Genomic DNA, 22,310 nt, shown 5'->3' on the forward strand with positions numbered 1-22,310 from the left:
GCCCCCCAGCACCCCCTCGCGGCCTGAGCCGCACGTCACACACGCACGCCCCGCAACTGACTTGAACACGTTCAAAAACAGGTCTACATTCTTCCTCGACAGCGCGTTTTGAACGCGTTCAAGAAGTCGAGGAGAGGTGGGGACATGGACCTCACGGTCATCGCGTATGTCATCTATCTGCTGGTCAGCGTGGCGCTGACGATCTGGGTGGCACGGACGCTCAGCCAGAACGGGCGGATCTTTCTGGCGGATGTGCTGCACGGGAACGAGAAGCTCGCGGACGCCGTCAACCACCTGCTGGTGGTGGGCTTCTACCTGGTGAACCTGGGCTTCGTCGCCCTCTATCTCAGCCAGGACGAGGAGATCGCCGACGCCCGCGGGGTGTTCGAGGCCCTGTCGACGAAGATCGGCGTGGTGCTCCTGGTGCTCGGCGCCATGCACCTGGGCAATGTGTACGTCCTCAACAAGATCCGGCGCCGGGGCATCATGGAGCGCGAGCAGCAGCCGCCCGTGCCGCCGCAGGACTGGGTCGCCCCGGCGGTCGGGGCGTGACCGCGATGGCCACCGCCGCCACCCCGGACCGGGACGCCGCGCGCGTCCCGGTCCGCGGGCTCACCGTCCTGTACGACGCGCAGTGCTCGCTCTGCGCCGTTGTCCGCGACTGGCTCGTACGGCAGCGCCAGTTGGTGCCCCTGGAGCTGTTGCCCGTCGGCTCGGAGGCCGCCATGCGGCGCTTCCCGGGGCTCGACCACGCGGCGACGCTCGACGAGATCACCGTGATCGGCGACTCGGGCCAGGTCTACCGGAGCACCGCCGCCTGGATCGTCACCCTGTGGGCGCTGGCCGAGTACCGCCCGGCGGCCCACCGGTTCAGCACCCCGGCCGGGGCACGGCTCGCGCGCGGCGCGGTCCTCGCCGCCGCCAAGTGGCGTGAGGGCCAGTGGGCGCGCAGGCACGGCGCCTGGGGCGGGGGCGCGTACTACGGGGCCAACGGATGGGAGTACTCCCCTGCCACGGGGTGGACCTACAACGCACCCGCCTGCGACATCGACACCTGCGCGCCTCGTTAGGCTCTCTACCGTGCCAGCAGCGAAAGACAGTGCCAGTCGTCCGGACGGCCCCGCGGAGCCGGAGGGCCCCGCCCGGCCGTCCCGTACGCCCGCCAAGAGCGAGCAGACCCGGGCCCTGATCCTGGAGACGGCGATGCGCCTGTTCCAGGAGCGGGGCTACGAGAAGACGACGATGCGGGCCATCGCCAAGGAGGCAGGGGTCTCCGTAGGCAACGCGTACTACTACTTCGCCGGCAAGGAGCACCTGATCCAGGGGTTCTACGACCGGCTCGCCGCCGAGCACAGGGTGGCGGTCCGGGAAGTCCTGGACCAGGAGAAGGACCTGGAGGCGCGGATCGCCGGGGTGCTGAAGGCGTGGCTGGACGTGGCGACGCCGTACCACGAGTTCGCGGTGCAGTTCTTCAAGAACGCCGCCGACCCCGACAGCCCGCTCAGCCCGTTCTCCGCCGAGTCGGAGCACGCGCGCGTGGAGGCCATCGGGGTCTGCCGCGAGGTGCTGGCGGGCTCCAAGGCGAAGATCCCGGAGGAACTGCGGGAGGTGCTCCCCGAGTTGCTGTGGCTCTCCCAGATGGGGCTCGTCCTGTACTGGGTCTTCGACCGCACGGAGGGCCGCGAGCGCAGTTACCGCCTCGCCGAACGAGGTGCCCGGCTCACCTCGCTCGGCGTCTCACTGGCCCGCTTCCGGGTGCTGCGGCCCCTGGTCCGCGAGGTGCACGGCCTGTTCACGGACTTCCTGCCGGGGATGACGAACGCACTGCCCGACCCCGGCAAGAAGTCCGCGAAATAGCGCCCCGCGCGGTCAGTTCACGGCGTCCACCTCGTCCTCCGCCAGCTCCACGTCGTACACCAGCGGTTCGGCGCCGACCATCACGTGCCGGGCGCGGGAGGGGTGCTCGGCGGCCGTCACGGCCAGCAGGTACGAGCCCGCGGAGGGCACCGAGACGATGTACGAGCCGTCGGCCAGCGACGTCACCCGGTCGAGCTGACGGCCGCCCTTGGAGAGCAGGGTCAGCGCGGCGCCCTCGACGGGTGCGCCGTCCGGGGTGCGGACGAAGCCGTGGATCACGGTCGAACCGCCGTCGGCGCCGGGCACGCGCGCGTGGGGCTCGGAAACCTCCTCCTCGCGGGGCTCGACCGCCAGGTGCGGCAGCCGCTTCTCCAGACCGGCGGGCAGCCACCAGTTGGAGTTCCCCAGGAGGTGCATCGCGGCCGGCACCAGCGCCGTACGCAGGATGAACGCGTCCAGCGCGACCGCCGCCGCGAGCCCGATGCCCGCCATCGCGCCCTCCATGTCGCCGCTGAGGACGAACGCGGAGAAGACGCAGATCATGATCAGGGCCGCGCAGTTGATGACCCGGCTGGTCTCGGCGAGGCCGACCCGGACCGCCCGCGCGTTGTCCTTGGTGTGCACCCATTCCTCGTGCATGCGGCTCACCAGGAACACCTGGTAGTCCATCGAGAGCCCGAAGAGCAGCGACAGCATGATGACCGGCAGGAAGGCGGTGATCGGCCCCTCCTTGCCGAGGCCGAGGAGTCCCGTGCCCCAGCCCCACTGGAAGATCGCGACGAGCACTCCGAAGGAAGCGGCAGCGGCGATCAGGTTCATCAGGGCCGCCGTCAGCGGCACCACCAGGGAGCGGAAGGCCACCATCAGCAGCAGGAAGCCGAGCGTGATGATCGCCGCGACGAAGTACGGCAGCCGGTCCCCCGTGACGGCCGCGAAGTCCTTGAAGACGGCGGTCACTCCGCCCACGTGGGCCTCGGTCCCGGACTCCGGGATCACGTCGTCCCGCAGCCGGTCGATCAGCTGGTCCGTCTTCTCGGACTGCGGTGACGTGGTGGGCACGACCTGGATCACCGTGACGCCCTCGGAAGGCGGCGCGGCGGCGACCTGGGCGACGCCCTCGGTCGAGCGGATGGCCGACACGAGCGCGTCCGCGTCGCCGCCGTCCACGACCACCTGGAGCGGGCCGTTGAAGCCGGGCCCGAAGCCCTCGGCGAGCAGGTCGTACGCCTGGCGCGTCGTCGTCGAGTCCTTGTGGTTGCCCTGGTCGGTGGCGCCGAGCCGGATCGACAGGACGGGCAGCGCGAGGATCACCATCACGACCAGTGCCCCGGCGGCGATCGAGCGCGGTCGCTGCTGCACGTACATGGACCAGCGTGCCGCGAGGCCGCTCGCCTCGGCCGGCTCCGGTCCCGTCGCGGCGAGCCTGCGCCGCTGCTTGCGGCTGAGGACGCGCATGCCGAGCATGCCGAGGAGCGCGGGCAGCAGGGTGGTCGCGGCGAGGACGCTGAGCACGACGGTCAGCGAGGTCGCGACGACCACACCGTCCAGGAAGCGCATGTTCATCACGAGCATGCCGGCGAGCGCGATGCACACCGTGCCGCCCGCGAACAGCACGGCACGGCCCGAGGTGTTGAGGGCCGTGACGGCGGACTCCTCGGGCTTCATGCCGCGCAGGATGCCCCGCCGGTGCCGCGTCACGATGAACAGCGCGTAGTCGATGCCCACACCGAGACCGATCAACGAGCCGAGCAGCGGGGCCACTTCGGGCACGTCGGTGACATGGCTGAGCAGTGAGGTCGCCATGAGGCCGGTGCCGAGGGCCGCGATCGCGACGACGAGCGGCAGCAGCATCGCGAAGAGCGAGCCGAAGGCGAGGAAGAGGACGACCGCCGCGGCCATGATGCCGACCATCTCGGCGATGCCGGTGGGCGGCTCCTGGATCCGGGTGATCGCCTGACCGCCCAGCTCCACCTGGAGACCGGCGCGTTCGGCGTCCTGCGCCGTGTCGACGACGTCCTGGACCAGCTCCTTGGGGACGCCGTTCGCCTGCTCGGTGAAGGTCACCTGGGCGTAGGCGATCCGCCCGTTCTCACTGATCTGCGTGGCCCCCTGGGCGGCGTACGGGCTGCTGACGTCGCCGACGCCCTTCATCCGCCCGATCTCCTCCAGGGCGGGCGCGATCCGGGAGCGTACGGAATCGTCCCGTACGGATCCGTCGTCGACCTTCCACACCACCGTGTCGGTGTCGCCCGACCTCTCCGGGAAGGCCTTCTCCATCAGGTCGTACGCGCGTGTGGAGTCCGTGTTCGGAAGAGTGAAGGTGTCCGCGTAGTTCGTGCCCGCGGCGGACCCCGCGAAGCCCAGCCCCAACACCGCCCCCACCCACAACAACAGGACCACCAGCCGGTGCCTGTAGCACCACCGTGCCAATGTCGTCACGCCTCAACGCCCCTTAGTCGGTTGTCGGTCGGTCCCCCAGGTCCTGCGGATCAGCATCGGGGTGGCGCGCAGCCGTGGACACGACTCGGCCATGACTCACAAGGAACTCCAAAGCACGACCCGGCCCCGTTGTCAGTGCCCGCGCCGATACTGAGGACATGACCGCTCACGAGGGGGCGACCGTCCTGGTCGTCGAGGACGAACCGAGCATCGCGGACGTCCTGGCCATCGCTCTGCGCTATCACCGCTTCGAGGTGATGACGGCGGGGACCGTGCGCCAGGCGCTGACGCTGGCCGAGCGCACCCGCCCGGACGCCGCGCTCCTCGACGTGATGCTCCCGGACGGCGACGGCCGGGCACTGGGCCGCGAACTGCGCGCGAAACAGCCGGACCTGGCCCTGGTGTTCCTGACCGCGAGGGACGCGCCCACCGAGATCGTCGGCGCGCTCGCCTTCGGCGACGACTACATCACCAAGCCGTTCAACATCGACGAGGTGATCGCCCGCATCACCGCGGTCCTGCGCCGCACCCGCCCGGCCGACGTCCTCCCCGAGCGCCCGCCCCTGCGCTACGGGGACCTGGAGCTGGACGAGACGACGTACTCGGTGCACCGCGCGGGCCGCTCGGTCGAGCTCACCCCCACGGAGTACGCGCTTCTGCGCTTCCTCGTACGCAACGGCGGCCGGATCGTCCCCAAGGAGCAACTCCTGCGCCACGTCTGGCAGTACGAGCACTCGGCCGAGTCGACCGTCGTGGAGACGTACATCAGCTATCTGCGGCGCAAGCTCGACGCCCTCGGCGCCCCGGTGATCACCACACGCCGGGGCGTCGGATACGGGCTCGCATGATCTTCCGGCGCTGCCACAGCCGTGGCATCCACTCGCTGCGCGGCAAGCTGACGCTGGCCAACGTGGCGCTGCTGGCGCTCGGCATCATCGTGGCGACGGCGGTCAGCCTGATGGGCATGCGGTACTACCTGCTGGACCAGGTCGACTCGGAGCTGTTCAAGACACGGGACTCACTGGGGAGTACGCAGATCACCGCGCGGCAGATCGACTCGATGAGCGCGCTGGCCTTCGTCCGCGACGGAAAGATCCCGGAGTCGCAGGGGCCGCCGAACTCGGACTCCCTCTTCGCCCTGGTCGACACGACGGGACACAGCCTCAAGATCGGCACCTTCGAACCGACGGAGAACCAGCGGGCGCTGGCCGCGGCCGTGGACGACCCCCGGTCCCTCACCGGCGACGCCGAACCGCAGGACGTGACCGTGGACGGCACCCCGTTCCGGGTCATAGGTGTCTCCCTCACGGACGGCACGACGATCCTGCTGGCCAGCTCGACGGACGCCCTGCACAAGGGCATGGCCAAGGCCCTGAAGCTCGATCTGACCTTCGGCGCCCTGCTGTTGGCGCTCCTCGCCGTACTGACCATGCTCAGCGTGAGCCGCCGGCTGCGGCCCCTGGAGGACATGGTCGAGACGTCGTCGGCGATCGCCGAGGGGGATCTGGCCCGGCGCGTGCCCTCCAGCCACCACCCGACCCAGGAGGTCGAGCAGCTGCGGCTCGCCCTCAACTCGATGCTCCACCAGGTCGAGTCGGCGTACCGCACGCGCGAGCGGAGCGCCACGCAGCTGCGCCGCTTCGTCGCGGACGCCTCCCACGAACTGCGTACGCCCCTGTCGGCGATCCGCGGCTACCTCCAGCTGTACGACAAGGGCATGCTGCGCGAGCCCGGGGAGCGCAAGCGGGCCTGGGACCGGATGACCGGTGAGGCCGACCGCATGGCCCGCCTGGTCGACGAGCTGCTCACCCTGGCCCGCCTCGACCAGCAGCCCGAACTGCGCTTCAAGAACGTCGACCTGAGCCGTCTCGTGCGGGACGCGGCCGAGGATCTTCGGGCCCAGCAGCCCGAGCGGCCGGTGTCCGTGGGCGCCGACGGGGCCCTGCTGATACACGCCGACGAGTCGGGCCTGCGCCAGATCCTGGGCAACCTCGTGGCGAACGTACGGACGCACACGCCCGCGGATGTCGCGGTCACGCTCGGTCTGGAGCGGGTCGACGGGGTCGTCCGCCTCTGCGTCGCCGACGAGGGGCCCGGCCTCGACGAGGACGACGCCTCGCGCATCTTCGACCGGTTCTTCCGGGCGGGCGGAGGTGCGGGCAGTGGGCTCGGCATGGCCATCGTTCAGGGGGTGGCCGCGGCCCATGGGGGTGAGGTGGTGGTGCGGACGGCGCCGGGCGAGGGGCTGGCGGTGACGGTTACGTTGCCTGCGAAGGCGTGCGGTTGACTGTTCGGGGCGAACGGTGCGTTGTGATCCGCAGGCCGGTCGGGGCTTGTCGCGCAGTTCCCCGCGCCCCTGAAAGGACGGGGCCGCGCCCCTGTCCTTTGTCCCCCACAGGGGCGCTACGCCGCCGGGACCAGCGCCCACACCGTCTTGCCGTATCTTCCCCGGCTCCACACTCCCCAGGCGGACGTGAGGTGTTCCACCAGGATCAGGCCTCGGCCGGACTCCTCGTCGTACTCGCCGACCACCCGCAGGCGGGGCTGGACGGGGCTCTCGTCGGAGACCTCGATGAGGCAGGAGCCGTCCGCGATCACGGTGACGGCGACCTCGAACTCCCGCTCCAGCAGCGGCCCGTGGCGCACGGCGTTCGTCGCGAGCTCGGACACGAGCAGTACGACGTCCTCGAAGGCCTGCTCCCCCGCGCTGTGCCCCCAGTTCGACAGATGGTCGCGCACCCGGCGCCGGGCGAGCCCGACCGAAGCCGGATGCCGGGGCAGCCGGAAGGAGTTGCGTCTCAACACGTTTGCTCCTCACCCCACGCACACCTTCGTCACAAGGTGCTGCGTGGGGTGACCTCATCGCGTCACTGACGCAATCGTCAACCCCGCGCGAACATGTCAGATCCGATCGAGGCTCCACAGCCGGAAGACTCCGGTGCCGTCGGACAGGTACTGTCCGCCGCCCACGGCCTCGCTGCTCAGTACGTAATCCTTGCGCTGCCACAGCGGAACGAGGGGAACATCACGCGCGACGTCGTCCTGGACCGCCCGGAAGTCCCCCTCCGTGCGGCTGCGGTCCGCGTACTGCCGGCTGTCCTGAATCCGCCGGTCCACGTCCTTGCTGCTGTAGCCGTTCTTCATGCTGCCGCCGGTGCCGACCAGCGGCGCGGTGAAGTTGTCCGGGTCGGGGAAGTCGGCGACCCACCCGACGGCGTACGCGTCCAGCTCGCCGTCCGCGTACCGCTTCTGGAAGTCGGTCCACTCGTAGCCCTTGAGCGTCACCTGGAACAGTCCGCCCCGCTCCAGCTGCCGTTTGAGCTCGGCGGCTTCCGCGCCGGCCGCGTCCCTCCCCTTGGCGTAGCCGTAGGTGAAGCGCACGGGTGTCTTCACCCCGGCGGCGGCGAGCAGCGCCTTCGCCCGCGCGGGATCGGGCTTCGGGTAGGCGTCGAAGAAGGAGTCCGTGTGCCCGGTGATGCCCGCGGGGATCAGCGAGTAGAGCGGATCCACCGTGCCCTGGTACGTCGTGGCGGCCAGCTCGGCGCGGTCGACCAGCAGGGCCAGTGCCTGCCTCACCCGGCGGTCGTGGAGCGGTGATCCGGCCCGCACGTCGAGGTACAGATTGCGGGTCTCGGCACCGGCCGCCTCCGTGACGCGATGGCCGGGATCGCTCGGCGACAGCCCGGCGAGCACCTTCGGCGGCAGCGTGCGCGCGACGACGTCGACCTTCTTGGCCTTCCAGGCGGCGTCGAGTTTCCCGGGGGTCGCGTAGTAGCGCACGACGGCGGATTCACCCTTGCTCCGCGCCGCCCCCCGATAGCTGGAGTTCGGCGTCAGAACGGCCCGCTGATCCTTCGTGTACGTCTTCAGTGTGTACGGTCCCGAGCCGTCGACCCCGTTGCCGGCACGCAGCGAGTGCCCGGAGTAGCGGGTGCGGTCGACGATGGAACCGGCACCGGTGGCGACCTTGAACGGGAACGTGGCGTCCGGCGACGACAGATGGAAGGTGACGGTCAGCCCTTCCGCGTCCACCGAACCCAGCGTGTCGAACAACGGGGCCGGTCCCACGGCCGAGTCGATGGACCTGACCCGGTCGAAGGAGAACTTCACGTCCTCGGCGGTCATCCTGTGCCCGCTGGGAAACGTGATGCCCTCCTTCAGCGTGCACCGGTACGTGGTCAGGCCCGTACCGACGAATCCGCAGCTCCTGGCGGCGTCGGGCACGGGGGCCGCGCCGCCCGGCTCGAAGGTCAGCAGCGACTGGAAGACGTTGCTGAACAGGTCCCAGGACCCGGCGTCGTAGGCGCCCGCCGGGTCGAGGGCCGTCACCGCGTCCGTCGTACCGACGGTGATGGTCCCGCCGCCGCCCGTCGGCAGCAGCTGCCAGCCGCCCACACCCACGGCGACCAGCACCAGAACCACCGCGAGAATCCGTATGCGAACCGATCGCATCGGCGCCCCTCCTGGAGCCACGCTCCCGTGGCTCGATCCCGCCACTCCCCCAGTGGCTCCTCATGCCACTCCCCGGTGGCGCGAGGCACTCAACCACAGGGGTTTCGGGCGAGGAAAGGCTTATGGGGAGTGTTGGGAGAAAGCTGACCAAGCGATGGTTTCCGGCCGCTTTCACAGCCCGCTCCCAGGCGTGACGTGTGCGCCTCACGCCTCAAGTCTCAAGCCTGCCTGGAAGCCAGCTCCACGACGGTGATGTCGGACGGCGCGCCCACCCGCGTGGGCGGCCCCCAGGCGCCGGCACCCCGCGACACGTACAACTGCGTGTCCCCGTACCGCTCCAGGCCGGCGAGGGTCGGATTGGCCTGATCCGCGATGAGGTTGCCCGGCCACAACTGGCCGCCGTGCGTGTGCCCCGAGAGCTGAAGATCCACGCCATGGTCCACGGAGTCATGGATCTGCACCGGCTGGTGTGCCAGCAACACACATGCCCGCGACCGGTCCCGGTCACCGAGCGCCTTGACGAAGTCGGGCCCCTGTCCCTCGTCCTCACCGGCCACGTCGTTGACCCCGGCGAGATCGAAATCGGCCAGCTCCGTACGGGCGTTCTCCAGCGGGCGCAGCCCCAACTCCCGTACGCGCGCGACCCACTCCTCGGCCCCGGAGAAGTACTCGTGGTTGCCCGTGACGAAGAACGACCCGTGCCGTGCCTTCAACTGGGCGAGGGGCGCGGCGGCGGGTCCGAGATCCTTCACGCTGCCGTCGACGAGGTCCCCCACGACCGCGATGAGGTCGGGCTGCGTCGAGTTGATCGTGTCGACGACCTTCTGCGCGAACCCACGCCCCAGTACGGGCCCGAGGTGCACATCGCTGACGACGGCGATCCGGTATCCGTGGGCCGACCTGGGGAGTTTCGCGAGCGGCACGGTCACCCGCTTCACCTTGGGCCCGCGCAGGACGCCGTATGTCCCGTATCCGACCGTCCCCACCGCCGCGGCGGCAGCGGCCCCGCCGACCACGCGCGAGACGAAGAGGCGACGCGAGGGGCCGGTGGCCGCGGGCTCGGGCGTCTCGGCGGACCCGGGCTTGGCACCGGATTCGGCTCCGGCTCCCGTCTCGGCCCCGGCTTCGGTTTCGCTTCCGGAGGAGGACTCAGTTTGGGAAGTGGACTCGGCCTCCAGGTCGGGCACTCGCGTGCGTACGGGTGCGTCCTCGCGTACGCCCACCGGCTCCACCGCGGGCGTCGGGCGCCGCTCCAGCACCCGCCGGAGCAACGGCCGCACGACCTCCCCCACCAGCAACGCCAGCAGGAGATAGAGCGAGAAGGCCATCCACAGGAACCCGGGCCAGGCCAGCACCCGTTGCAGCCAGAACGGTGCCCCGCCCCGCTCGGACGCGATCGCCGCGAACATGAGGAACGGCCCGCCGACGACCAGGGCCGTGCCCACCCGACGGGCCGTTCCCGGCCGCGCCGTCGTGTCGCGCACCATCCGGCGCCACACGTACCAGTGCAGACCGCCGAACACGGCCAGGACCAGGACCAGGAACACGATGATCACGCGGAGACTCCCCGTTATGACGTATGACGCAAGGCTCGAACACCGCGCAACCCGATGCCCCCGACGACCGTCCCCAAGACAAAGGAGACAACGGCGAGCGTCAGGTGCACCCAGAAGTACCCAGTCGGATCGCCCGCGTCGTCGAACGCGAGCCCACTCCCGTCCTTCCACAGGTTCTTGACGAAAGTGATCCAGATGACCCAGCTCCACACTCCGAAGGCGAGCAGGAACCAGGAGACGGGACGGCTGAGCTTCATGGGTTCAGTATCGCCGCCGTCGAACGGCACCGGCGTCCGGGGTGGGGAGGACCACAGCGGGAACGACCGCATCGGTACGCGCCACGGCGGGGAGCACCGCGCGACTTCCCGCCCCTCGCCCTGTACGTTCTCGACCGTGCCCGCCATGAAAAAGACCGCCAAGTCCTCCTTGCTGGTCACCTCCGCCACCCTGTTGTCGTTCTCGCTCGCGCTCACCGCGACCGCCACCGCACCGGCCCTCGCGGACGACAAACCCTCCTCGTCTCCGTCGGCCACTCCGTCGACGTCGACCTCGCCGTCGGGCAAGTCCTCGACCAGTCCGTCGGCCACGCCCCCGGCGGACATGTCGACCGTGGGCGGCGCCCAGCTCGGCCGGTCCGGCACCCAGGCGAATCTGGGCACCGGCGCCCCGGTCCTCCCGAAGGACCTGAGCGCCCGTTCCTGGATCGTCGCGGACGCCGAGTCGGGCGATGTCCTCGCCTCGCACAACGCGCACTGGCGGCTGCCCCCGGCGAGCACGCTGAAGATGCTCTTCGCGGACACGCTGCTGCCGAAGTTCCCGAAGACGGAGAAGCACAAGGTCGTGCCGTCCGACCTGGCGGGCATCGGCGCGGGCTCCAGCATGGTGGGCATAAAGGAGGACGAGACGTACACGGTCCACGACCTGTGGCTCGGCGTCTTCCTTCGCTCCGGCAACGACGCGGTCCACGTCCTGTCCGCGATGAACAAGGGCGTCGACCAGACCGTCAAGGACATGAACGCGCACGCCGAGGAGCTCCAGGCCCTCGACACGACCGTGGTCAGTCCGGACGGGTACGACGAGAAGGGGCAGGTGTCGTCGGCGTACGACCTGACCCTGTTCGCCCGCTCCGGCCTGCAGAAGAAGGACTTCCGGGAGTACTGCTCGACGGTCCGCGCGAAGTTCCCCGGCGAGACCAAGAAGAACAAGAAGGGCAAGAAGACCCGCGGGTCCTTCGAGATCCAGAACACCAACCGGCTGCTCACCGGTGACTACGGCCTCGACGCCTACAAAGGCATCGCAGGTGTGAAGAACGGCAACACCACGAACGCCGGCTCGACCTTCACCGGTGTCGCCGAGCGCGACGGCAAGGTGCTGCTCGTCACCGTCATGAACCCCGAGAAGGAGGAGCACGACCAGGTCTACAAGGAGACCGCGAAGCTCCTCGACTGGGGCTTCCAGGCGTCCGGCAAGGTCGACCCGGTGGGCGAGCTGGTGCCGCCGAAGAGCGCGGACACGGGCGCGCAGCCGGGCGCGAACGCCTCCGGCGAGGCGGGCGGTTCGGGCGACGGCAAGACCTCCTCGAAGCCCGTCGCGGCCTCGGCGGAGACGGGGGGTTCGAGCGGGGTCGGCATCGCGCTGGCGATCGCGGGCGGCGTCCTCGTCCTCCTCGCGGCCGGTGTCTTCGTGATCAACCGCCGCTGGCCGCTGCCCGACCTGATGCGCCGCCGCCGCTGACACCTGCGGACTTGCCGATGCCGGCGGATTTACCGGTGCCTGCGCCGGTGGAGCCGCCGGAGTCGGGCCCGGTGGACCCGCCGGACCCGGCCGGTCCGTCCTCCGCGGTGGACTCATCGGACTCGGCCGGCTCTTCGGACCCGGCCGGTTCCTCGTGCTGCGTCGCCGTCCAGGCGGCGCAGTACAACAGCAGCTTCGAGGTGAAGTTGATCCACAGGAGCAGCGCGATGGGCACCCCGAACGCCCCGTACATGCTCTTCGACGCGACGCCCTGCATATAGCCGCTGAGTAGCAGTTTCAGCAGCTCGAACCCGGCCGCGCCGATGAGCGCGGCGACGACGAGGCGGCGCCGCGCGGGCTGGACGCCGGGCAGCAGCGTGAGGACGTACAGGAGCAGCAGGAAGTCGGCGAGGACGGCCACGGCGAACGCGGCGGTCTGCAGCAGCACCCCGCCCCAGCCGTCCTCGTCGATGCCGAACTGCCGGGCCGTCCAGCCCACCGCGCTCGACGCGACGGTGGAGGCGGCCAGCGTGACGAGCACGGCACCGCCGAGGCCGACGAGTACGCCGCCGTCCTTGAGCTTGCGCAGGAAGGGGTTCTCCTCGTCGTCCGGCAGCTCCCAGACCGCGCGCAGGCACTCGCGCATCGAACCGACCCAGCCGATGCCGGTGAACAGCAGCAGGGCGCCCGCGATGAGTCCGACCGTGCCGGCGTTGTCGACGAGACCGCCGATGTCGAGCTGGTCGGAGATGCCCGGCACCTGCTCGGCGATCTTCTCCTGCAGCTTCTCCTGCCCCTCCTTGTCGAGCGTCGCGGCGGCGATCGCGGCGGCGACGGTGATCAGCGGGAACAGCGCGACGAAGCTGATGAAGGTCATCGCGGCGGCGAGCCGCGTCCACTTCACCCGGTCCAGCCGTTCGTACGAGCGCCACGCGTGCGTGGCCATCAGACGTGTGACCAACGGGCCCACGCCGGGGAGCTTTTTCAGCCAGTCCATGATCCGACTCTGCCCTCGCCTCGGAAAACCAATGTCCGGGTACCCCAAAACCGCAGGACAGTGGCGAGCGCCATGCCGATTCCCGAACCCGACACCGTGTCCGCGCGCGGGGAGGTGAAACCGAGGCCGTAGTGGCTGATGAGGATGCACAGCAGCTGGACGAGGGCGCCGGCGACGTTCACCGCGAAGAAGACCGCGTACCGGCGCAGGCCGCCCGCCGTCGTGTGGCGGTACGTGCCGAGCGCGTTGCCCGCGTACGCGACCGAACAGCCCGCCACGAACGACAGGGCCTTGGCGGTGAGCGGGTCCAGCCCGACGGGGCCGCGCAGCCAGACGAAGAGGGCGAGATCGGCGGCGTACGCGAGGAGCCCGACGGCGGCGAAGCCGAGCAGTTCCTGGGCGCCGGGGCGCCGGGCCCGCGACCTCGGCCGTGGCTGGGGGTGGGCCTGGGGCTGAGGCTGGGGCCCGGGGGCCTTCAGCCGCTGTGCGTGGCTCACCAGTTGGCCACCGCCAGGCCGTACATCGCGAGCCACACCACGCCGATGAGGGCGAGCGCGCGGTCGCGCAGGACGACGTCCTCGGGTTCGCCGGCGGTGCCGCGGTCGGCGAACACCGCGTATCTCAGGACCGCGAGGATGAAGGCGACCATCGACAGCTGCCGCCACGGCAGGACGCTGGTGTGGGGTACGCCGCCCTCCTCCAGGGCCCACAGGCAGTAGCCGAGGACGGCGACCGAGGCGGCGAGCTGCCAGACGAAGCGCAGGTAGCCGGTGGTGTATTCCGTGAGCAACGCGCGCGTGGCGCCCGCTTTCCCGGCCATCTGCACGGCTTCGGAGTAGCGCTTCGCGGAGACCATGAACAGCGCGCCGAAGCCGGTCGTGATCAGGAACCAGCGCGACAGCGGAATGCCGAGCGCGAGTCCCCCGATCATGGCCCGCATCAGGAACCCGGTGGTCACCACGACGAGGTCGACCACGAGGACGTGCTTGAGGCTGATGCAGTACGCGAACTGCATGCCCAGGTAGGCGGTCAGCAGGGCCGAGGTGAGCGGGGAACACAGGAACGCGGCCACCGTGGGAGCGACGACGGCGAGCGCGATCCCTACGGAGTAGGCGACCGGTACGGGCACCTGTCCGGCGGCGACCGGACGGTGGCGCTTGACCGGGTGGGCGCGGTCGGCGTCGGCGTCCCGGGCGTCGTTGACCAGGTAGACGCCGGCGGCGCAGGCCGTGAACAGCACGAAGACCAGCGCGATCTGGGTGAGCGCGTGGCGCGAGAAGAGCTCACCGGCCGCGGCCGGGGCGGCGATCACGAGGACGTTTTTGACCCACTGTTTCGGACGGGCGGTCCTGATCAGCCCTCTTAGGAGGCCGCTTTCCTCCCGGGCGGGCTGTTTCTCGTGCTTCTTGTGGGTGCTCTCCAGAAGGGCCGTGTCAGCCATGGTCCCGACCTCCGGTCATCCAGCGGGCCCCGAGCCGGGCCGTCATCGCGCCGAGCGCCGCGCCCGCGGCCACGTCGGAGGGGTAGTGGACGCCGACGACCAGCCGCGAGAGGCACATCGCGGCGGCCAGCGGGGGCACCACGTGGGCGCCGAGCGCTCCGAAGGCCACGGCGGCGGCTGCCGCGGAGGTGGCGTGCGAGCTGGGGAAGGAGTGCCGGCCCGCGGTGCGGACCAGGGGTTCGACGTGTCCTGGGCGTGGGCGCCGTACGAGCCGTTTCACGCCCATGCTGGCGAGGTGCGCGCCCGCGGTCAGGGCCGTGCCGCGCAGCCAGGCGCCGCGCCGCTCCCGGTCGACGGCCGCTCCGGCGAGGCCCGCCGCGAGCCACAGCGCGCCGTGCTCGCCGGCCAGGGACAGGGTCCGCGCGGCGGCGGCGACGCCGGGGGCGGCACCGCGGGCGTGGAGGGCCGTAAGGATCCGGTGGTCCAGGTCGGGGCGGTCGTCGTGGTGGTCGTGGTGGTCCATGTGGACTCACTGTTCACGTCAACATGGCTGGAACTCCGGCAATATTGAGCGACATCCCATTAATCACCCATTTCGGGGAGAGAGGGGATGTTAGCGAACTAGCGGTCACTTTCGGGCGATACGGTCGCGTGCATGCCTGCCGACACGGTTTCCGTCACGGGGTGGGGCCGCACCGCCCCCACCACCGCCCGTCTGATCCGCCCTCGTTCGTACGAGGAGGCCGCGGCGGCCGTCCGGGATTGCGGGGCCCGCGGAGGCATCCCACGGGGCCTGGGACGGGCGTACGGGGACGCGGCGCAGAACGCGGGCGGGGCCGTGTTCGACATGACGGGCCTGGACCGCGTCCATGCGATCGACGCCGACGGCGGGACCGTGCTGTGCGACGCGGGCGTCTCGTTGCACCGCCTCATGGAAGTCCTGCTGCCGCTGGGCTGGTTCGTGCCGGTGACGCCCGGGACCCGCTATGTGACGGTCGGCGGGGCGATCGGCGCGGACATCCACGGCAAGAACCACCATGTGTCCGGCTCGTTCGCCCGCCATGTGCTCTCCTTCGAACTGCTGACCGCGGACGGCGAGATCCGTACGGTGAGCCACGGCACGCCCCTCTTCGACGCGACTGCGGGCGGGATGGGCCTGACCGGTGTCATCCTCACGGCCACCGTCCGGCTGCAGCCCGTCCAGACGTCGTTGATGTCGGTCGACACGGAACGCGCCACGGACCTGGACGACTTGATGGCCCGCCTCACGGCCACCGACCACCGCTACCGCTACTCGGTCGCCTGGATCGATCTGCTGGCCCGCGGCGCGTCCATGGGGCGTTCGGTGCTGACCCGGGGCGATCACGCTCCCCTGGAGGCGCTGGCGGACCGCACGCGCGCGCGTAGAGCCCCATTGGAGTTCCGCCCCGGCAGTCTGCCCGCCGCCCCCGCCTGGATGCCCGAGGGGCTGCTCGGCCGGACGACGGTAGGCCTCTTCAACGAGCTCTGGTACCGCAGGGCGCCCCGCGCGCGCAGCGGTGAACTGCAGCGGATGTCCACCTTCTTCCACCCGCTCGACGGCGTGCCGCACTGGAACCGCGTCTACGGGCGCGGCGGTTTCGTGCAGTACCAGTTCGTCGTCGGGTACGGCCAGGAGGACGCCCTGCGCCGGATCGTGCACCGCATCTCGCAGCGCCGCTGCCCCTCCTTCCTCGCCGTGCTGAAGCGCTTCGGAGAGGGCGATCCGGGCTGGCTGTCCTTCCCGATGCCCGGCTGGACCCTCGCCCTGGACATCCCCGCGAACCTGCCGGGCCTCGACGGCTTCCTGGACGAGCTGGACGAGGAGGTCACCGCTGCCACCGGGCGTGTCTACCTCGCCAAGGACTCCCGGCTGCGGCCCGAGCTGCTCTCGCAGATGTATCCGCGGCTGGGCGATTTCCGGGCGCTGCGCGAGGAGTTGGACCCGCGTTCCGTCTTCACCTCGGACCTGTCCCGGCGCCTCGGGCTCTGACGTGAGCCGCAGGGTGAGTTCGGTTTTCCCACTCTCGCTGAAGCCCTCGCCACCTCCAAATCCCTCTCTACAGGAGTTCGGTTTCATGAAGGACGCCTTCGGTGCCCCCCAGTCCATGCTCGTTCTCGGCGGCACGTCCGAGATCGCCCTGGCCACCGCGCGGCGGCTGATCGCCCGCCGCACCCGCACGGTGTGGCTCGCCGGCCGCCCCTCGCCCGCGCTGGAGACGGCCGCCGCGGACCTGCGCGTCCTCGGCGCCGACGTCCGTACGGTCGCCTTCGACGCGCTCGACCCCGACGCCCACGAGACCGCCCTCGGCAAGGTTTTCGCCGAGGGCGACATCGACCTCGTACTGCTCGCGTTCGGTGTCCTCGGCGACCAGTCGCGCGACGAGAACGAGCCCGGCTCGGCGGTCCGTGTCGCGCAGACCAACTACACGGGCGCGGTGTCGTCGGGGCTGGTGTGCGCGCGGGCCCTCCAGGCCCAGGGACACGGCTCCCTGGTCGTGCTCTCCTCGGTGGCCGGCGAGCGCGCCCGCCGCGCCAACTTCATCTACGGCTCCAGCAAGGCGGGCCTCGACGCCTTCGCCCAGGGCCTGGGCGACGCCCTGCACGGCACGGGCGTCCACGTGATGGTCGTACGCCCCGGCTTCGTCCGCACCAGGATGACGACGGGCCTGCCGGAGGCCCCCCTCGCGACGACCCCCGAGGCGGTCGCCACAGCCATCGAGACGGGCCTGCGCCGACGCTCCGAGACGGTGTGGGTACCGGGGGCGCTGCGGCTGGTCATGTCGACACTGAGGCACGTACCGCGGGCGGTGTTCCGCCGACTGCCGATCTAGGGGGTTGCGTTGAGCGAGACGATCACGGACTTGCTCATCGGATTGCCACTCTGGTTGACCTGGACGTGCCCCACCCCGAGAACCCGGTCGGTGCCCGGCACAACCTCCACGGCCGACAGCCACAACGACTGCCGGGAAGTCGGCCGCACCCCGCCCTCGCTGGGCAACCGGGGCCGCTTGATCTTCGTACAGGCACCGTCCGTGCCGACGTACCGGTTGCCGTCCAGGAAGAGCCCGCGCGTGCTGTCGACCGCCATGGGGACGCGTCCGGCGCAGTCCCCCGCGGCGTCGGGCGCCTTGGCCCAGTCGGAGCCGTCCCAGCGGAGCCGTACGGCCTCCTCCTGGGGTTCGTCCTCCACCTCGCCGTGGTTGAAGTCGTGCATGCCGTACGCGCGGACGTCGTCGGCCGCGAGAGCGAGGACGTGGTCGATCGAGGCGCTGGGCTCGGGCGGCACCGGCTCGGGGAAGCGGTAGGCGGGGGTCTCCGTCAGCTGCCAGGAGGAGCCGTCCCAGTGCACGGCCGCGGGCTGTGTGAACTCTCCGCCGTCACCGCTGCCGCCCGTGTCGCGGTGGCCGACAGCCCACAGGTCGTCGGTCGCGACGCCGTCGAGCGAGACGACAGTGGCGGGCAGGGCCGAGGTGCTCCACCGGGTGCCGTCCCAGTGGTGGATCCGCGACTCGCCGCTCAGGGCCCAGACGTCGTCGGGCGCGAAGGCCTTCATGTCGACGAGCCGGCCGCCGTCGCCCGGCAGCTCCGGGAGCGCGGTCCAGCGTGTGCCGTCCCAGCGGACCGTCCGTGGCCCTGCCAGGGTCGGCTGTGAGGCCGTCAACAGGAACCCGTCCGGGCCCAGGGAGTCGAAACGGGCCTCGTGGACGGTGGAGCCGAGCGCGGCGGGCATCGGCTGCCGCTGCCAGCGCGTGCCGTCGTAGCGGAGCAGGAAACCGTCGTCGGGTGACGGATTCTCACTGTCCGTGGCGGTGACCGTGCCCGCTACCCAGACGTCGTCGTCGGCCGTCGCGATCACGTCCGACAGCTCGCTCTCGTCCTGCTCGTCGCTCTCGGCGTCGAGGATCTCGTCGTACGCCCAGGTCAGCCCTGACGTCTCGCCGGCGGCCGGTGAGGATGACGAGGGCGGCTTCGCCTTGCCGTCGCCGTCGTTGCCGCCGTCGGCCTCCGTACCGCATCCGGCCAGCGCGAGGCCGAGCACGGCGAGCCCCGTCACGATCCTGCGCATGATCCCCCTGGTCGTCCTGATCGCCGGACACCCCGCCCGCCCGGCCCGCGGACTGTCTGATCCGCGGGCAGTGTGATCCGGGCTGTCCGACCACGGGCTGCCCGGCCGCGGACCGTGGGCTCAGCGGGCCGGGAGCGGGCCCCGCTCCGCGCGGGTGGCCTGCGGCGGTACGACCGCGCCCCCGAAGACGTAGTCACGCAGCCGGCGCCACACACCGTCGGCGCCCTGTTCGTAGAGCGCGAAGCCGGTGCACGGCCAGTCGGCCCCGTACTCCGCAAGCTCCTCGAACGCCCGGTCCATCGCCTCGTCGTCGATGCCGTGTGCCACCGTCACATGCGGGTGGTACGGGAACTGCAGCTCGCGCGCCACGGGCCCGGACGCGTCCCTGACCTGCTTCTGCAGCCAGGTGCAGGCCTCGGCCCCCTCGACGACCTGCACGAACACGACGGGCGACAGCGGACGGAAGGTCCCCGTGCCCGACAGGCGCATCAGGAAGGGCCTGCCGGCCGCCGCGACCTCGACGAGATGCGCCTCGATCGCGGGCAGCGCCGACTCCTCGACCTCGGTCGGCGGCAGCAGTGTGACGTGCGTGGGGATGCCGGAAGCCGCGGGGTCGCCGAAGCCCGCGCGCCGCTCCTGGAGCAGGCTGCCGTGTGGCTCCGGGACCGCGATCGACACACCGATCGTTACGGTCCCCACGTCGTCTCCTGTCGTTGTGTTGATGTTCCGTCGTGTTTTTGTAGTTCTCGGGCAGGGGCTGCTGCCGGTTCGGCTATCGACTGTACGGCCGTACGGCCCCGTTCCGGTTGTCGTACCGGTGTTGTCCTGGTCTCGTACTGGCTGTTGTCCCGGTTTTCGGCCCCGGTGTCGTCCCCGGTGTCGTCCTGGCGGTCAGTGCTTCGCCGGCAGGAAACCCACTCTGTCGTACGTCTGGGAGAGGGTCTCCGCGGCGACGGCGCGGGCCTTCTCGGCCCCCTTGGCCAGGATCGAGTCGAGCGTCTCCGGGTCGTCCAGATACTGCTGGGTACGCTCCCGGAACGGCGTCACGAAGTCGACCATGACCTCGGCGAGGTCAGTCTTCAGCGCACCGTAGCCCTTGCCGACGTACTTCTGCTCCAGTTCGGCGATACCGGTCCCGGTGAGGGTGGAGTAGATGGTCAGCAGGTTGCTGACGCCGGGCTTGTTCTCGACGTCGTACCTGATCACCGTGTCCGTGTCGGTGACCGCGCTCTTGACCTTCTTGGCGGTGACCTTCGGCTCGTCGAGAAGGTTGATGAGGCCCTTCGGAGTCGACGCCGACTTGCTCATCTTGATCGCCGGGTCCTGGAGATCGAAGATCTTCGCCGTCTCCTTGAGGATGTACGGCTTCGGCACGGTGAACGTCTGCCCGAAGCGGCCGTTGAAGCGCTCGGCGAGGTCGCGCGTCAGCTCGATGTGCTGGCGCTGGTCCTCACCCACCGGAACCTCGTTGGCCTGGTACAGCAGGATGTCCGCGACCTGCAGGATCGGGTACGTGAAGAGGCCGACCGAGGCGCGCTCGGCGCCCTGCTTGGCGGACTTGTCCTTGAACTGGGTCATCCGGGACGCCTCGCCGAAGCCGGTGAGGCAGTTCATGATCCAGGCGAGCTGTGCGTGCTCGGGGACATGGCTCTGGACGAAGAGCGTGCAGCGCTCCGGGTCGAGCCCGGCGGCCAGCAGCTGGGCGGTGGCGAGCCGGGTGTTGGAACGGAGGTCCGCGGGGTCCTGCGGAATGGTGATCGCGTGCAGGTCGACGACCATGTAGAACGCGTCGTGGGACTCCTGCAGGGCCACCCACTGACGGACGGCGCCGAGGTAATTGCCGAGGTGGAACGAGCCGGCGGTGGGCTGGATTCCAGAAAGCACGCGGGGACGGTCTGAAGCCATGCTCACCATTCTCTCAGGTGTCAGGGGCCGTTCCGGAACTGGTCGGAAACAGATGTGACACGGGTGGGAACCGATCTGCCTCCGGCGGTGTAACAAGAGCGTGAGGACGCGGGAGGGGGGCCGCATCGTCGATGAGGCCGCGGTGATCGCACGCGTGCGCGCCGGAGAGCCGGAGGCGTATGCGGAGCTGGTGCGTGCCCATACGGGCCTCGCGCTCAGGGCAGCCGCGGCACTGGGGGCGGGTGCGGACGCGGAGGACGTGGTGCAGCAGGCCTTCTTCAAGGCCTACTGCTCCTTGGGGCGCTTTCGGGACGGCGCGGCGTTCAAGCCATGGCTGCTCTCGATCGTCGCCAATGAGACGAGGAACACAGTGCGGACGGCGGTGCGCCAGCGAACGCTGGCCGGCCGTGAGGCCGCCCTCGTGGAGGCCGAGCCGCTGATACCGGAATCGGCGGATCCGGCGGCTGCGGCCCTGGAGGTCGAGCGCCGGACGGCCCTGCTGACCGCCCTGGAAGGACTGGGCGAGGACCACCGCCTGGTCGTCACCTACCGCTATCTGCTGGAGATGGACGAGTCGGAGACCGCCCAGGCCCTGGGCTGGCCGCGGGGGACGGTGAAATCCCGGCTCAACCGCGCCCTGCGGAAGCTCGGCAGACTGCTGCCGGATTTCGAGCCGCGGGAGGGTCCGGCGGACTCGGGAGGTTCGGCGCGTCCGGCGGACTCGGGGGGTTCAGGGGGTTCGGAGTGCCTGGGCGGCCGGGATGGCCGGGGTGGCCTGAGAGGTCAGAAGGAGCGGGGAGGAGGTGATGAGCATGGGTGATTCGCACGAGTCGTACGAGGCGGGGGGTACGGGGTCCTCCGGTGACCGGGGTCGGCGTGAGGGCCAGTACGGGAGCCAGTACGGAGGAAGGAATGGGCATGCGCGCAGGCCTGGGCAGGGGGACGGGCACGGGCAGGGTGCCTCCCGGTTGCCCGAGGAGTTGCGGGCGCTCGGGCGGGCGCTGGACCGGCCCGGGGCGGCGGGCGGTGAGTCGATGGTCGAGCGGGTGCTGGAGCAGATACTCGCCGAGCACGTACCGGTCCCCGTGGCCGAGCCACCCGGCCTCGCGGAGCGGCTGAGGGCGGTTCGCCGCTGGGCCCGGGCGCGTCGGCGTGCGCTGGCCGCGGGGCTGTGCGGGCTGCTGGCGGTCCTCGTGCTCACGCCTCCGGTGCGCGCCGCCGTCGTCGAGTGGTTCGACTTCGGCGGGGTGGAGGTGCGGTACGACCCGTCGGCGACGCCTTCGCACGGGGCCGAGGTGCCCGGCTGCGGCGGCCCGTCCCTCACTCTCGCCGAGGCCGAACGGCGGGCGGGCTTCGCGCCCCTCGCACCCCCTGCCCTGGGGACCCCGGAGGCGGTGACGGTGACCCGCGAGCCGAAGGGGCGGTTCCTGATCACCCTGTGCTGGCGCGAGCAGGGGCGCACGGTCCGGCTGGACGAGTATCCGGCGGTGCTGAGTCCCGGCTTCACCAAGTTCGTGCGGGAGCAGCCGGAGTATGTGCCGCTGGGCGAGGACTCGGAGTTCGTCGAGCGTACGGCGCTGTGGTTTCCGGACCCTCATCTCCTGCGCCTCTGGCTGATGGACGGGGACGGGGACGGGGAGTTCATCCACTCCACGCGGACCGCAGGACCCACGCTGCTGTGGGTGCACGAGGGCGACATGACGCTCCGGCTGGAGGGTGTGGCGTCGAGGGCGCGGGCGGTGGAGATCGCGAAGTCACTGGACTAGCGGGCCTGTTGGCCGGGCCGGGCCGAACTGGGGTGGGGCGGGTCGGGTTCCTCGGAATTTTGGTCGGTGTCGAGTG

Annotated in this window: 21 protein-coding genes and 1 pseudogene; 10 read left to right on the forward strand and 12 right to left on the reverse strand. The window is 70.6% G+C overall.

The features are described from left to right. Window positions 1–144 precede the first annotated feature (144 nt). Genes AOK17_RS30205 through AOK17_RS30215 form a run of 3 tightly spaced genes read left to right on the forward strand, consistent with a single transcriptional unit; the run spans window position 145 to window position 1,857 of the window. Complete coding sequence (locus AOK17_RS30205; RefSeq protein ID WP_055615747.1) at window positions 145–552, forward strand: hypothetical protein; 408 nt, start codon at window positions 145–147, stop codon at window positions 550–552. Between the two features lie 5 nt (window positions 553–557). Further along, the gene (locus AOK17_RS30210) at window positions 558–1,070 is read left to right on the forward strand and encodes a thiol-disulfide oxidoreductase DCC family protein (RefSeq protein ID WP_055615763.1); all 513 of its coding nucleotides are present in this window, start codon (window positions 558–560) and stop codon (window positions 1,068–1,070) included. A gap of 10 nt (window positions 1,071–1,080) precedes the next feature. Then, complete coding sequence (locus tag AOK17_RS30215; protein WP_055615748.1) at window positions 1,081–1,857, forward strand: TetR/AcrR family transcriptional regulator; 777 nt, start codon at window positions 1,081–1,083, stop codon at window positions 1,855–1,857. Window positions 1,858–1,869: 12 nt separating this feature from the next. Here the strand turns inward: AOK17_RS30215 and AOK17_RS30220 are convergent, their stop codons facing one another. After that, window positions 1,870–4,287, reverse strand: a complete 2,418-nt coding sequence (locus tag AOK17_RS30220; protein WP_055615749.1) for an MMPL family transporter — start codon at window positions 4,285–4,287, stop codon at window positions 1,870–1,872. A 167-nt stretch (window positions 4,288–4,454) separates the two neighbouring features. On the opposite strand from AOK17_RS30220, the gene AOK17_RS30225 reads away from it, so the two are divergent. Both AOK17_RS30225 and AOK17_RS30230 read left to right on the forward strand, forming a co-directional pair. Further along, a complete protein-coding gene (locus AOK17_RS30225) occupies window positions 4,455–5,144 on the forward strand; it encodes a response regulator transcription factor (RefSeq protein WP_055615750.1) in 690 nt (229 codons plus the stop codon). Beyond that, a complete protein-coding gene (locus AOK17_RS30230) occupies window positions 5,141–6,583 on the forward strand; it encodes a sensor histidine kinase (RefSeq protein ID WP_055615751.1) in 1,443 nt (480 codons plus the stop codon). Before AOK17_RS30225 ends, AOK17_RS30230 begins: the two co-directional genes overlap by 4 nt. A 116-nt stretch (window positions 6,584–6,699) precedes the next feature. Here AOK17_RS30230 and AOK17_RS30235 read toward each other — a convergent pair whose 3' ends face one another. The 4 genes from AOK17_RS30235 to AOK17_RS52605 form a co-directional block, all read right to left on the reverse strand. After that, window positions 6,700–7,101, reverse strand: coding sequence for an ATP-binding protein (locus AOK17_RS30235; RefSeq protein ID WP_055615752.1), 402 nt, complete (start codon window positions 7,099–7,101; stop codon window positions 6,700–6,702). A 96-nt stretch (window positions 7,102–7,197) separates the two neighbouring features. Beyond that, window positions 7,198–8,748 (reverse strand): ABC transporter substrate-binding protein, encoded by a 1,551-nt coding sequence (locus AOK17_RS30240; protein ID WP_055615753.1) that lies wholly within the window; start codon window positions 8,746–8,748, stop codon window positions 7,198–7,200. A gap of 218 nt (window positions 8,749–8,966) precedes the next feature. Further along, window positions 8,967–10,304 carry a metallophosphoesterase gene (locus tag AOK17_RS30245; protein ID WP_055615754.1) on the reverse strand — a complete coding sequence of 446 codons (1,338 nt, stop codon included), beginning with the start codon at window positions 10,302–10,304 and terminating at the stop codon, window positions 8,967–8,969. Between the two features lie 14 nt (window positions 10,305–10,318). Then, the gene (locus tag AOK17_RS52605) at window positions 10,319–10,561 is read right to left on the reverse strand and encodes an SCO4848 family membrane protein (RefSeq protein WP_055615755.1); all 243 of its coding nucleotides are present in this window, start codon (window positions 10,559–10,561) and stop codon (window positions 10,319–10,321) included. Window positions 10,562–10,697: 136 nt separating this feature from the next. Between AOK17_RS52605 and AOK17_RS30255 the strand changes: the two genes are divergently transcribed. Beyond that, complete coding sequence (locus tag AOK17_RS30255) at window positions 10,698–12,038, forward strand: D-alanyl-D-alanine carboxypeptidase family protein (protein ID WP_055615764.1); 1,341 nt, start codon at window positions 10,698–10,700, stop codon at window positions 12,036–12,038. Here AOK17_RS30255 and AOK17_RS30260 read toward each other — a convergent pair. From AOK17_RS30260 to AOK17_RS30275, 4 genes are all read right to left on the reverse strand, one after another. Next, window positions 11,992–13,035 carry a YihY/virulence factor BrkB family protein gene (locus AOK17_RS30260; RefSeq protein WP_079053358.1) on the reverse strand — a complete coding sequence of 348 codons (1,044 nt, stop codon included), beginning with the start codon at window positions 13,033–13,035 and terminating at the stop codon, window positions 11,992–11,994. The two genes, AOK17_RS30255 and AOK17_RS30260, sit on opposite strands and share 47 nt — an antisense overlap. Beyond that, window positions 13,023–13,427, reverse strand: a complete 405-nt coding sequence (locus AOK17_RS30265) for a GtrA family protein (protein WP_055615765.1) — start codon at window positions 13,425–13,427, stop codon at window positions 13,023–13,025. The genes AOK17_RS30260 and AOK17_RS30265 overlap by 13 nt, the downstream gene beginning before the upstream one ends. A 101-nt stretch (window positions 13,428–13,528) precedes the next feature. Continuing rightward, window positions 13,529–14,476, reverse strand: a complete 948-nt coding sequence (locus AOK17_RS30270) for a decaprenyl-phosphate phosphoribosyltransferase (protein WP_055615756.1) — start codon at window positions 14,474–14,476, stop codon at window positions 13,529–13,531. Further along, entirely contained in the window at window positions 14,469–14,999 is a 531-nt protein-coding gene (locus tag AOK17_RS30275) for a phosphatase PAP2 family protein (RefSeq protein WP_055615757.1), read from the reverse strand. The genes AOK17_RS30270 and AOK17_RS30275 overlap by 8 nt, the downstream gene beginning before the upstream one ends. Before the next feature lie 132 nt (window positions 15,000–15,131). On the opposite strand from AOK17_RS30275, the gene dprE1 reads away from it, so the two are divergent. Next, window positions 15,132–16,487, forward strand: a complete 1,356-nt coding sequence (dprE1, locus tag AOK17_RS30280; RefSeq protein WP_055615758.1) for a decaprenylphosphoryl-beta-D-ribose oxidase — start codon at window positions 15,132–15,134, stop codon at window positions 16,485–16,487. Window positions 16,488–16,572: 85 nt separating this feature from the next. Beyond that, window positions 16,573–17,328, forward strand: coding sequence for a decaprenylphospho-beta-D-erythro-pentofuranosid-2-ulose 2-reductase (gene dprE2, locus AOK17_RS30285; RefSeq protein WP_055615759.1), 756 nt, complete (start codon window positions 16,573–16,575; stop codon window positions 17,326–17,328). Here the strand turns inward: dprE2 and AOK17_RS30290 are convergent. The 3 genes from AOK17_RS30290 to trpS form a co-directional block, all read right to left on the reverse strand. After that, window positions 17,325–18,563, reverse strand: coding sequence for a hypothetical protein (locus AOK17_RS30290; protein WP_055615760.1), 1,239 nt, complete (start codon window positions 18,561–18,563; stop codon window positions 17,325–17,327). The genes dprE2 and AOK17_RS30290 overlap by 4 nt on opposite strands. A 120-nt stretch (window positions 18,564–18,683) precedes the next feature. Then, window positions 18,684–19,262, reverse strand: coding sequence for a 2'-5' RNA ligase family protein (locus AOK17_RS30295; RefSeq protein ID WP_055615761.1), 579 nt, complete (start codon window positions 19,260–19,262; stop codon window positions 18,684–18,686). Window positions 19,263–19,454: 192 nt separating this feature from the next. Further along, the gene (gene trpS, locus AOK17_RS30300; protein ID WP_055615766.1) at window positions 19,455–20,468 is read right to left on the reverse strand and encodes a tryptophan--tRNA ligase; all 1,014 of its coding nucleotides are present in this window, start codon (window positions 20,466–20,468) and stop codon (window positions 19,455–19,457) included. A gap of 100 nt (window positions 20,469–20,568) precedes the next feature. Here trpS and AOK17_RS30305 point away from each other — a divergent pair. Continuing rightward, window positions 20,569–21,153: pseudogene (locus tag AOK17_RS30305) on the forward strand (RNA polymerase sigma factor); the annotation flags it as partial. A gap of 127 nt (window positions 21,154–21,280) precedes the next feature. Then, window positions 21,281–22,234 carry a hypothetical protein gene (locus AOK17_RS30310; RefSeq protein ID WP_425424649.1) on the forward strand — a complete coding sequence of 318 codons (954 nt, stop codon included), beginning with the start codon at window positions 21,281–21,283 and terminating at the stop codon, window positions 22,232–22,234. Window positions 22,235–22,310: the final 76 nt, after the last annotated feature.

Origin of the sequence: Streptomyces phaeochromogenes (assembly GCF_001418655.1) — a bacterium.
Lineage (GTDB): Bacteria > Actinomycetota > Actinomycetes > Streptomycetales > Streptomycetaceae > Streptomyces > Streptomyces phaeochromogenes.

Bases quoted from the DNA above. Each gene is read 5' to 3' on its own strand.
- AOK17_RS30270 (WP_055615756.1), bottom strand. From the start codon at position 14,476: ATGGCTGACACGGCCCTTCTGGAGAGCACCCACAAGAAGCACGAGAAA.
- AOK17_RS30260 (WP_079053358.1), bottom strand. From the start codon at position 13,035: ATGGACTGGCTGAAAAAGCTCCCCGGCGTGGGCCCGTTGGTCACACGT.
- AOK17_RS30205 (WP_055615747.1), top strand. From the start codon at position 145: ATGGACCTCACGGTCATCGCGTATGTCATCTATCTGCTGGTCAGCGTG.
- AOK17_RS30290 (WP_055615760.1), bottom strand. From the start codon at position 18,563: ATGCGCAGGATCGTGACGGGGCTCGCCGTGCTCGGCCTCGCGCTGGCC.
- AOK17_RS30210 (WP_055615763.1), top strand. From the start codon at position 558: ATGGCCACCGCCGCCACCCCGGACCGGGACGCCGCGCGCGTCCCGGTC.
- AOK17_RS30225 (WP_055615750.1), top strand. From the start codon at position 4,455: ATGACCGCTCACGAGGGGGCGACCGTCCTGGTCGTCGAGGACGAACCG.
- AOK17_RS30230 (WP_055615751.1), top strand. From the start codon at position 5,141: ATGATCTTCCGGCGCTGCCACAGCCGTGGCATCCACTCGCTGCGCGGC.
- AOK17_RS30240 (WP_055615753.1), bottom strand. From the start codon at position 8,748: ATGCGATCGGTTCGCATACGGATTCTCGCGGTGGTTCTGGTGCTGGTC.
- dprE1 (WP_055615758.1), top strand. From the start codon at position 15,132: ATGCCTGCCGACACGGTTTCCGTCACGGGGTGGGGCCGCACCGCCCCC.
- trpS (WP_055615766.1), bottom strand. From the start codon at position 20,468: ATGGCTTCAGACCGTCCCCGCGTGCTTTCTGGAATCCAGCCCACCGCC.
- AOK17_RS30275 (WP_055615757.1), bottom strand. From the start codon at position 14,999: ATGGACCACCACGACCACCACGACGACCGCCCCGACCTGGACCACCGG.
- AOK17_RS30310 (WP_425424649.1), top strand. From the start codon at position 21,281: ATGGGTGATTCGCACGAGTCGTACGAGGCGGGGGGTACGGGGTCCTCC.
- dprE2 (WP_055615759.1), top strand. From the start codon at position 16,573: ATGAAGGACGCCTTCGGTGCCCCCCAGTCCATGCTCGTTCTCGGCGGC.
- AOK17_RS52605 (WP_055615755.1), bottom strand. From the start codon at position 10,561: ATGAAGCTCAGCCGTCCCGTCTCCTGGTTCCTGCTCGCCTTCGGAGTG.